The organism is Rhizomicrobium sp. (assembly GCF_056722145.1).
In genome coordinates this window covers 1-7,285 of record NZ_JBWZET010000328.1, presented here as the reverse complement: position 1 = coordinate 7,285, position 7,285 = coordinate 1, and the positions used below count along the sequence as shown (strand labels likewise).

8 protein-coding genes are annotated in these 7,285 nt (G+C 65.2%); 7 read left to right on the top strand and 1 reads right to left on the bottom strand.

Features of this window, described 5'->3' with window-relative positions:
• The 7 genes from bamA to lpxB all read left to right on the top strand — a co-directional run.
• Nucleotides 1-1,205 (top strand): outer membrane protein assembly factor BamA (bamA, locus tag AC1P6P_RS17605; RefSeq protein ID WP_481403749.1); only part of this gene is annotated, 1,205 nt, incomplete at its 5' end.
• A gap of 2 nt (nucleotides 1,206-1,207) precedes the next feature.
• Nucleotides 1,208-1,846, top strand: a complete 639-nt coding sequence (locus AC1P6P_RS17600; protein WP_481403748.1) for an OmpH/Skp family outer membrane protein — start codon at nucleotides 1,208-1,210, stop codon at nucleotides 1,844-1,846.
• Nucleotides 1,847-1,861: 15 nt separating this feature from the next.
• Nucleotides 1,862-2,902 carry a UDP-3-O-(3-hydroxymyristoyl)glucosamine N-acyltransferase gene (gene lpxD, locus AC1P6P_RS17595; protein WP_481403747.1) on the top strand — a complete coding sequence of 347 codons (1,041 nt, stop codon included), beginning with the start codon at nucleotides 1,862-1,864 and terminating at the stop codon, nucleotides 2,900-2,902.
• Entirely contained in the window at nucleotides 2,899-3,393 is a 495-nt protein-coding gene (gene fabZ / locus AC1P6P_RS17590) for a 3-hydroxyacyl-ACP dehydratase FabZ (protein ID WP_481403746.1), read from the top strand. The genes lpxD and fabZ overlap by 4 nt, the downstream gene beginning before the upstream one ends.
• Nucleotides 3,365-4,177 carry an acyl-ACP--UDP-N-acetylglucosamine O-acyltransferase gene (gene lpxA / locus AC1P6P_RS17585; RefSeq protein WP_481403750.1) on the top strand — a complete coding sequence of 271 codons (813 nt, stop codon included), beginning with the start codon at nucleotides 3,365-3,367 and terminating at the stop codon, nucleotides 4,175-4,177. The genes fabZ and lpxA overlap by 29 nt, the downstream gene beginning before the upstream one ends.
• Nucleotides 4,174-5,004, top strand: a complete 831-nt coding sequence (locus AC1P6P_RS17580) for an LpxI family protein (RefSeq protein WP_481403745.1) — start codon at nucleotides 4,174-4,176, stop codon at nucleotides 5,002-5,004. Before lpxA ends, AC1P6P_RS17580 begins: the two co-directional genes overlap by 4 nt.
• Nucleotides 4,994-6,166 carry a lipid-A-disaccharide synthase gene (gene lpxB, locus AC1P6P_RS17575; protein ID WP_481403744.1) on the top strand — a complete coding sequence of 391 codons (1,173 nt, stop codon included), beginning with the start codon at nucleotides 4,994-4,996 and terminating at the stop codon, nucleotides 6,164-6,166. The genes AC1P6P_RS17580 and lpxB overlap by 11 nt, the downstream gene beginning before the upstream one ends.
• 15 nt (nucleotides 6,167-6,181) lie before the next feature.
• Here the strand turns inward: lpxB and AC1P6P_RS17570 are convergent, their stop codons facing one another.
• Nucleotides 6,182-7,264 (bottom strand): lysozyme inhibitor LprI family protein, encoded by a 1,083-nt coding sequence (locus AC1P6P_RS17570; protein ID WP_481403743.1) that lies wholly within the window; start codon nucleotides 7,262-7,264, stop codon nucleotides 6,182-6,184.
• Nucleotides 7,265-7,285 lie beyond the last annotated feature (21 nt).

Here is a 7,285-nt window from a genome sequence, read left to right as displayed (position 1 = left end):
TCCGCCGCGAGCTGCGCTTCCAGGAAGGCGACGCCTTCAATCGCGACCTGATCGACCGTTCGCGCACCCGTATCCGCGCGCTCGGCTTCTTCAAGGACGTGTCGATCAAGAATTCCGCCGGCTCGCGTCCCGACAAGACCGACATTTCGGTGAACGTCGAAGAAATGTCGACCGGCGAAGTTTCGCTCGGTGCCGGCTATTCCTCGACCGCCTCGTTCGTCGGCGAGTTCTCCTACACCGAACGCAATTTGTTCGGCCGCGGCCAGTTCCTGCGGGCGTCGGTGTCGATGTCGACGATCTCGAAGCAGTATCAGCTCAGCTTCACCGAGCCGTGGTTCACCAATCGTCCGCTCGCCGCCGGTATCGACCTGTACAAGTGGGTGACCAACTACAATCAGGCGAACTACCAGGGCGATGTCACGGCCGCCGGTCTGCGCTTCGGCTTCCCGACCTCGGAATACGGCAGCGTGCAGGTGCGCTACACCTTCCGCATCAACAAGGTGACGCCGTATTCGGGCGCGCCGGCTTCGTTGCTGCAGGAACTCCAGCTTTACGGCGACACCACCAACACGTCGCTGATCGGTTTCACGTTCGGCTACAACACGCTCGACGACTACCTGAAGCCGACCAAGGGCGCCTTGTTCTCGGTCAGCCAGGACTTCGCCGGTCTCGGCGGTGGCCTCAAGTTCCTCAAGACGGAAGGCAGCTGGACCGGCTACCGGCCGCTGTTCTGGGACATGATCGGCTCGCTGACTCTGGGCTCGGGCTTCATCCAGGGCTACGGCGGCAACACGGTGCCGATCGAAGAGCGCTTCTTCCGCGGCGGCGACAACTTCCGCGGCTTCAAGCTCGCCGGCATCGGTCCGCGCGACACCAGCTATACCGGCGACTACGGCGCGCTCGGCGGCGACTTCTACGCCCAGGGCTCGGCGCAGGCGCGGTTGCCCGATGTTTTGCCGGCCGATTATGGCATGCAGTTCGCGCTGTTCTCCGATTTCGGTACGCTCGGCCACCTCGACACGCCGTTCCGCGGCGCCGCCTATCCGAACGTGAAGGACAATCTGGCCTTCCGTGCGTCGGCGGGCATCAGCATCAAATGGAAATCGCCTTTCGGCCCGGTCCAGATCGACCTCGGCCTGCCGGTCGTGAAGGCGGCATACGACAAGACCGAGATCATCCACTTCAGTGCCGGCACAGGAATGTGATCATGTCCAAGAAAGCCCTCATCATCCGCAGTCTGGCAGCTGCCGCGATGCTCGTTGCCGCGTCGGCGACCGTTCCTCCTGCGTTCGCTGCCGCTCCCGGAACCGGCGCGGCTCCGGCTGCCCGCATCCTGATCATTGATTTGCGGCGCGCCGTGGCGACGTCGAAGGTCGGTCAGTCGATCCAGCAGCAGGTCGATGGTCTCAAGAAGCAGGCCCAGTCGCAGCTCAACAGCGAGGCCGAAGCGCTGAAGCGCGAAAAGGCGCAGCTCGACGCCGAAACCGCGATCATGAACGCGACGGTCAAGGCGCAGAAGGAAAACGCCTGGAAGGCCCGCGCGATGGCATTCGAACGCCAGGTGCAGGAACGCGGCGGCCTGATCCAGGGCGGCATGTTGAAGGCCAATCAGCAGGTCGAAGAGGCGCTTGGCCCGATCCTGCAAGGCGTGATGCAGGAGCGGCAGGCGACGGTTCTGCTCGACCGCGCCTCGGTGCTTCTGGCGCCGAATGCGATCGACGTCACCGCGCTCGTGGTGCAGCGGCTCGACATGAAGATGCCGACCGTGAAGGTCGAGCTGGCTCCGTTGCCGCCGGCGCTGCAGGCCGCTGCCCGCGCGCAGCAGCAGCAGCAGCAACAGCAGTAGGCTGGACGCGGCGTCATGGCCGATCCTCGCTTCTTTGACAACCGTGGGCCTTTCTCGCTGGGCGAGGTCTGCGCGAAGATAGGCGCGACCGTACCGGATGGTTCGGCCGCGTCGTTCGTTGTGGCCGATGTCGCCAGCCTGTCGGGCGCGGTGGCGAGCCACCTCAGTTTTTATGTCGGCGACAAGCCGTCTCCGGCGTTGGCCCAGACCACGGCCGGCGTCGTGCTGGTGTCGGCGAAAGCGATTGCCAAGCTGAACGCGCCGGCCGGCTGCGTGCTGGTGGCGGTAGCGTCGGTGCAGCACGCCTTCGCGGCGGTCGCCGAGATGTTCTATCCCGATTGCCATCGCATTGCGGGCCCGTTCAACGGCGGCGTTGATCCGTCGGCGAAGATTGGTGCCGACGTGATGATTGCCCCCAGCGCAGTGATCGGACCGGGGGCGGAGATCGGCGACGGCACGCACATCGGCGCCAACGTCGTGATCGGCCGCGGCGTCGCTGTCGGGCGCGGCTGCGAGATTGCCGGCAACAGCGTAATCAGTCACGCCTATCTCGGCGACGGCGTTGCGGTGTTTCCGGGCGCGCAGATCGGCCAGCCGGGATTCGGCTTTGCGTCGAGCGCCGCCGGTCATACCAAGATTCCGCAGCTCGGCCGCGTCATTATCCAGGACCGCGTCGAGATCGGCGCCTGTGTCACCATCGACCGCGGCGCGCTCGGCGATACCGTCGTGGGCGAGGGCACCAAGATTGATAATCTGGTGCAGATTGGGCACAACACCCATCTCGGTCGCCACGACATCGTTTGCGGCATGGCCGGGATTTCCGGCAGTTGCGAGATCGGCGATTTCGTCGTTCTGGCCGGGCAGGCGGGCATTTCGGATCATTCGAAGATCGGAAACGGCGCGCGACTGGGCGGCAAGTGTGGCGTCATCATCGGCCAGGAACTCGAGCCGGGCACCGATTATGCGGGCATCCCCGCCATGCCGGTGCGCGATTGGCTGAGGCAGGTGACGATGCTCAGGACAATGATAAAAAAGCCGAAACGAGGCGGTGAATGACCGACAAGGTGCAGAACGTGGTGCTGGATACCGGCGACCTCAAACGGTTGCTGCCGCACCGCGCGCCGTTTCTTTTCATCGAGAAGCTGACGGACATCGTCGCGAACACCAGCGCGACGGGCTACAAGGCGGTCGGCTACAACGAGCCGTTCTTTGCCGGCCATTTTCCGGATCATCCGGTGATGCCGGGCGTGCTGATCGTCGAGGCGCTGGCGCAGACCGCCGGCGCGATGGTGATGTATTCGCTCAATCTCGATAAGGGCAATCGCGTCGTCTACTTCATGACCATCGAGAAGGCGCGCTTCCGCCGTCCGGTGAAGCCGGGCGACATGCTGTGCATGAAGGTTCGGGCGCTGCGGCGCCGCGGGCCGGTGTGGCGCTTCGCGGGCGAAGCCTATGTCGACGACGCGCTGTGCGCAGAGGCGGAATTCTCCGCCATGATTCAGGAAGGCACGGGTGACAATGGCGGTGCATCCGACGGCAATCGTTGAGGACGGTGCGGTCCTGGGGGACGGAGTCGAAATCGGCCCCTATTGCATCGCAGGCGCGGGGGCGAAGCTGGGCGACGGCGTCCGGCTATTGGCTCATGTGGTGATCTCGGGCGATGTCACGATCGGCGCGCGCACCGTCATTCACCCGCATGCGACGATGGGCGGCGAAGGCCAGATCCATCACAACGATCCCACCGACACCAGCCTCGTCATCGGCGAGGATTGCGTCATCCGCGAGTGCGTCACGCTCAATCTCGGCTCGCGCAAGGGCCACAAGGTCACGCGCATCGGCGCGCGCTGCTATTTCATGGCCTATTCGCACGCCGGTCACGACTGCAATGTCGGCAGCGACTGCACCTTCGCCAACGGTGCCCAGCTTGCCGGTCACGTCACCGTCGGCGACGGCGCGATTTTCGGCGGCCTCAGCGCGGTGCAGCAGTTCGGCCGCGTCGGGCGCGGCGCGATGCTCGGCGGCATGGCCGGGGCCAATCTCGATGTGATCCCGTTTGGCATCGCCTTCGGCAGTCACGCGCACCTGGCCGGCCTCAACCTGATCGGTTTGAAGCGCCGCGGCATTCCGCGTCCGGCGATCCATGCCATGCGCCACACTTATCACGACATTTTCCTCGTCGATGACGGCACCATGGCCGACCGCGTGGCGCGTGCCCGCGAGAACTACGGCGAAGTGGCCGAGGTCAAGGAGATGCTCGACTTCATCGAAGCACCTGCGAAGCGCAAGATCTGCCCGGCCCGCCGCCACGGCGAGGACATGGCTGAGGGATGAGCACCCTCGGCATCATTGCGGGCGGCGGCGACCTGCCGAAAGCGATCGCCGAATGCGCACGCGATGGCGGGCGCGAGGTGTTCGTTCTCTCCATCGGCGCCGACGCCTGGATTGATGGCTATCCGCACGAAACTATTTCGCTCGGCGAAGTCGGACGCGCGTTGAAGGCGCTGCGGGGCGCCAATTGTTCCGACGTCGTGCTGGCGGGCAAGCTGGCGCGGCCGAAATTCTCCGAGATCAAGCTCGACGCCAAGGCAGTGATGGTTGCTCCGCGCATCATTGCGGCGGCGCGCAAGGGCGACGATGCGCTGCTCCGCGCGGTGGTGGAAACCTTCGAGCGCGAAGGCTTTCGCGCCGTCGGCGCGCACGAGGCGGCGCCCGGATTGCTCGCGGATTCCGGCGTGATGGGCCGGGTGAAGCCGTCCGCCGATGACGAAGACGATGTCGCCGCCGCGTTCAAGATCGTGCGCACGCTCGGCGCGCTCGATGTCGGGCAGGCGGCGGTGGTATGCGAAGGCCTGCCGCTGGCGGTCGAAGCTGCCGAAGGCACCGACGCCATGATCGCGCGAATCGCGACATTGCCGGCGCATTTCCGCGGCGACGCCAGGCATCGCAAAGGCGTGCTGGCGAAGGCGCCGAAGCCGATCCAGGATCGCAAGACCGATCTGCCGGTGATCGGCGTCGCCACCGTGAAGAACGCCGCCGCCGTCGGGCTCAAGGGCATTGCGGTGGAAGCGGGCGGGGCGCTGATCCTCGGCAAGCGCGCCGTGATCGAGGAGGCCGACGCGCTCGGGCTGTTCGTCATTGGCGTGCCGCATGAAGGATAGGCCCCTCACCCTGATGCTCGTCGCCGGCGAGGTATCGGGCGACATGCTCGGGGCCGAACTGATGGCGGCACTGAAGGGCCTTACCCATGGCACAGTGAAAATCGTCGGCGTCGGTGGCGATCACATGGTGCGCGAAGGTCTGGCGCCGCTGTTCGACCTGTCGGCGACGTCGGTGATGGGCCTGCAGGAAGTCGTGCCGAAGATTCCGGAAGTCCTGCGCCGCATCAAGCGCGCCGCCGAATTCGCCGCCGCCACGCGCCCCGATGCTGTGGTGTTGATCGACAGTCCCGATTTCACCCATCGCGTCGCCAAGCGCATCAAGAAGCTGGCGCCCGACATCCCGACCATCAATTTCGTGGCGCCGCAGGTGTGGGCGACGCGCCAGGGCCGCGCCAAGAAGATGGCGAGGTATTTCGATCTGGTGCTGGCGCTGTTGCCGTTCGAGCCGCCGTTCTTTGCCGGCTACGGTTTGAAGGCGGTGTTCGTCGGCCATCCGGCGCTCGAGCGCGGCAAGAAAATGGTTGGCGGTGAGGCGTTCCGCGTCCGCCACCATATTCCGGCCGAGGCGCCGCTGCTCGCGGTGTTGCCCGGCAGCCGTGGCATGGAAGTGCGTCATCTGCTGCCGGTGTTTGTCGAAACCATGGCGTTGTTGAAAACCAGGGTGCCCGGACTGCACATCGTCATCCCGGTGGTGCCGCACGTCGCCGCGCGCATCCGTCAGGGTACGGAGCAGTGGCCGCTGCCGCTGACGCTGGTCGAGGGCGAGGCCGAGAAATTCGCCGCCTTCGCTGCCGCCGATGCCGCGCTCGCGGCCTCGGGCACGGTGACGACCGAGCTGGCGCTGGCGCACACGCCGATGGTGGTGACCTACAAGGTCGGCAAGCTGACCGCCGCGATCTATCGCAAGCTGATCGGGGTTCGGGTGCGGTACTACACCCTGATGAACCTGATCCTCGACCGCCTCGCGATTCCGGAGTTGATGCAGGAAGACTGCCGCGCCGAGTTGCTCGCCGATGCGGTGGCGCCGCTGCTCACCGATTCCGCCGCCGCCGCGCGCCAGATTGCCGATCAGACTGAAGCGCTGCACCTGATGGGCGAGGGCGCCGATCAACCTTCCTTGCGCGCCGCCCGTGCGATCCTGGAATTCCTCGCTGCGTCATGAAGCACGCACGGACGGTCATTCCGGTTTTTTCGGCTTGTCGAACACAATCGCGAAATGCAGCTGGTCCTTGACCTCGAGCCGGAAGCCTTTGGCGCGTTTGATGGCTGCGAGCACCTTCGGCTGCGCCGCCAAATCATCCTTCTCGCATTGCGAATCCGCCGCCGTGTCGAGTGCGAGATCGATGCGGGTGATCAGGCCGGCGTCGTTGTAGTGCGACGTTTCCTCGCCGCAGATCATGCCCTGAAAATCATCCATCCCCGGCAGGCTCACGCCCGAGAACATGCCGCTATCGAGTGTCTTCACCAGTTTCAGCGCGCCGCCGCTCCAGGCATAGGTGGATGTGTTCCAATCGCAGCAACTGCCACGAGCCAGAACCGCCACAGTCTTTTCCATCGGATCGGTCCAGACGTTGAAGCCAGAAAGCTGCTCGCCGATCGGGCTGGCGACATAGCGTCCGGACTTGGGATCGAACAGCCACCAGGCAAATTCCGAATTCGGCCCGGCGCTGGTTCCGACCGCCAGCCGCACGTCGAGGAAGCCGTCGAAATTCACATCGACCAGATCCGCCAGCGTGGCGGCGAGGTTTTCATAATAATACTGGCCGTGAATCGCGATGTCCTGGATCGGCGCGCCGTTGCGCGCGATGGTGAGGAGTTTCAGGTCGGCGAAGTCGCCCTTGGTGCCGGCGATCGTCAGCGTCATCTTCTCTGCCGTATTGGGCGCGAGGCACGACATCGCGAAGGCCTTGCCGTTCAGCACCGGCTTGGCGCAGGCGAGCAGCGTTCGATCGCGCAGCACGACGAGGCGCTGCTCGTATTTTTCCTTCAGGCAGGCCAGGGCGCGGGTACCGGTGCAGCGCGCCCGCTCTTTCAGCCAGTCGCGCTGGCCGCCGCGCAGGGCGTCGGCGTAGGCGGGATTGGCCGAAATAATCTTTCCGTACACGGTCGCCAATGTCGCATCGGCGGTGGCGAGGTCGGCGTCGGTGCAGATCAGCTTTTCCACTTCAGTGGCGGCCTTGGCGCAATCGAAGCTTGCCGCGGGACCGTTTCCAGCCGCCGCGCCCGTCATCATCAGCGCGGCCAATACCAGCAATCGCATGGTTTACCCCCGGAATTGCGG

Bases quoted from the DNA above. Each gene is read 5' to 3' on its own strand.
- AC1P6P_RS17570 (WP_481403743.1), bottom strand. From the start codon at position 7,264: ATGCGATTGCTGGTATTGGCCGCGCTGATGATGACGGGCGCGGCGGCT.
- AC1P6P_RS17580 (WP_481403745.1), top strand. From the start codon at position 4,174: ATGAGCACCCTCGGCATCATTGCGGGCGGCGGCGACCTGCCGAAAGCG.
- AC1P6P_RS17600 (WP_481403748.1), top strand. From the start codon at position 1,208: ATGTCCAAGAAAGCCCTCATCATCCGCAGTCTGGCAGCTGCCGCGATG.
- lpxD (WP_481403747.1), top strand. From the start codon at position 1,862: ATGGCCGATCCTCGCTTCTTTGACAACCGTGGGCCTTTCTCGCTGGGC.
- lpxB (WP_481403744.1), top strand. From the start codon at position 4,994: ATGAAGGATAGGCCCCTCACCCTGATGCTCGTCGCCGGCGAGGTATCG.
- lpxA (WP_481403750.1), top strand. From the start codon at position 3,365: ATGGCGGTGCATCCGACGGCAATCGTTGAGGACGGTGCGGTCCTGGGG.
- fabZ (WP_481403746.1), top strand. From the start codon at position 2,899: ATGACCGACAAGGTGCAGAACGTGGTGCTGGATACCGGCGACCTCAAA.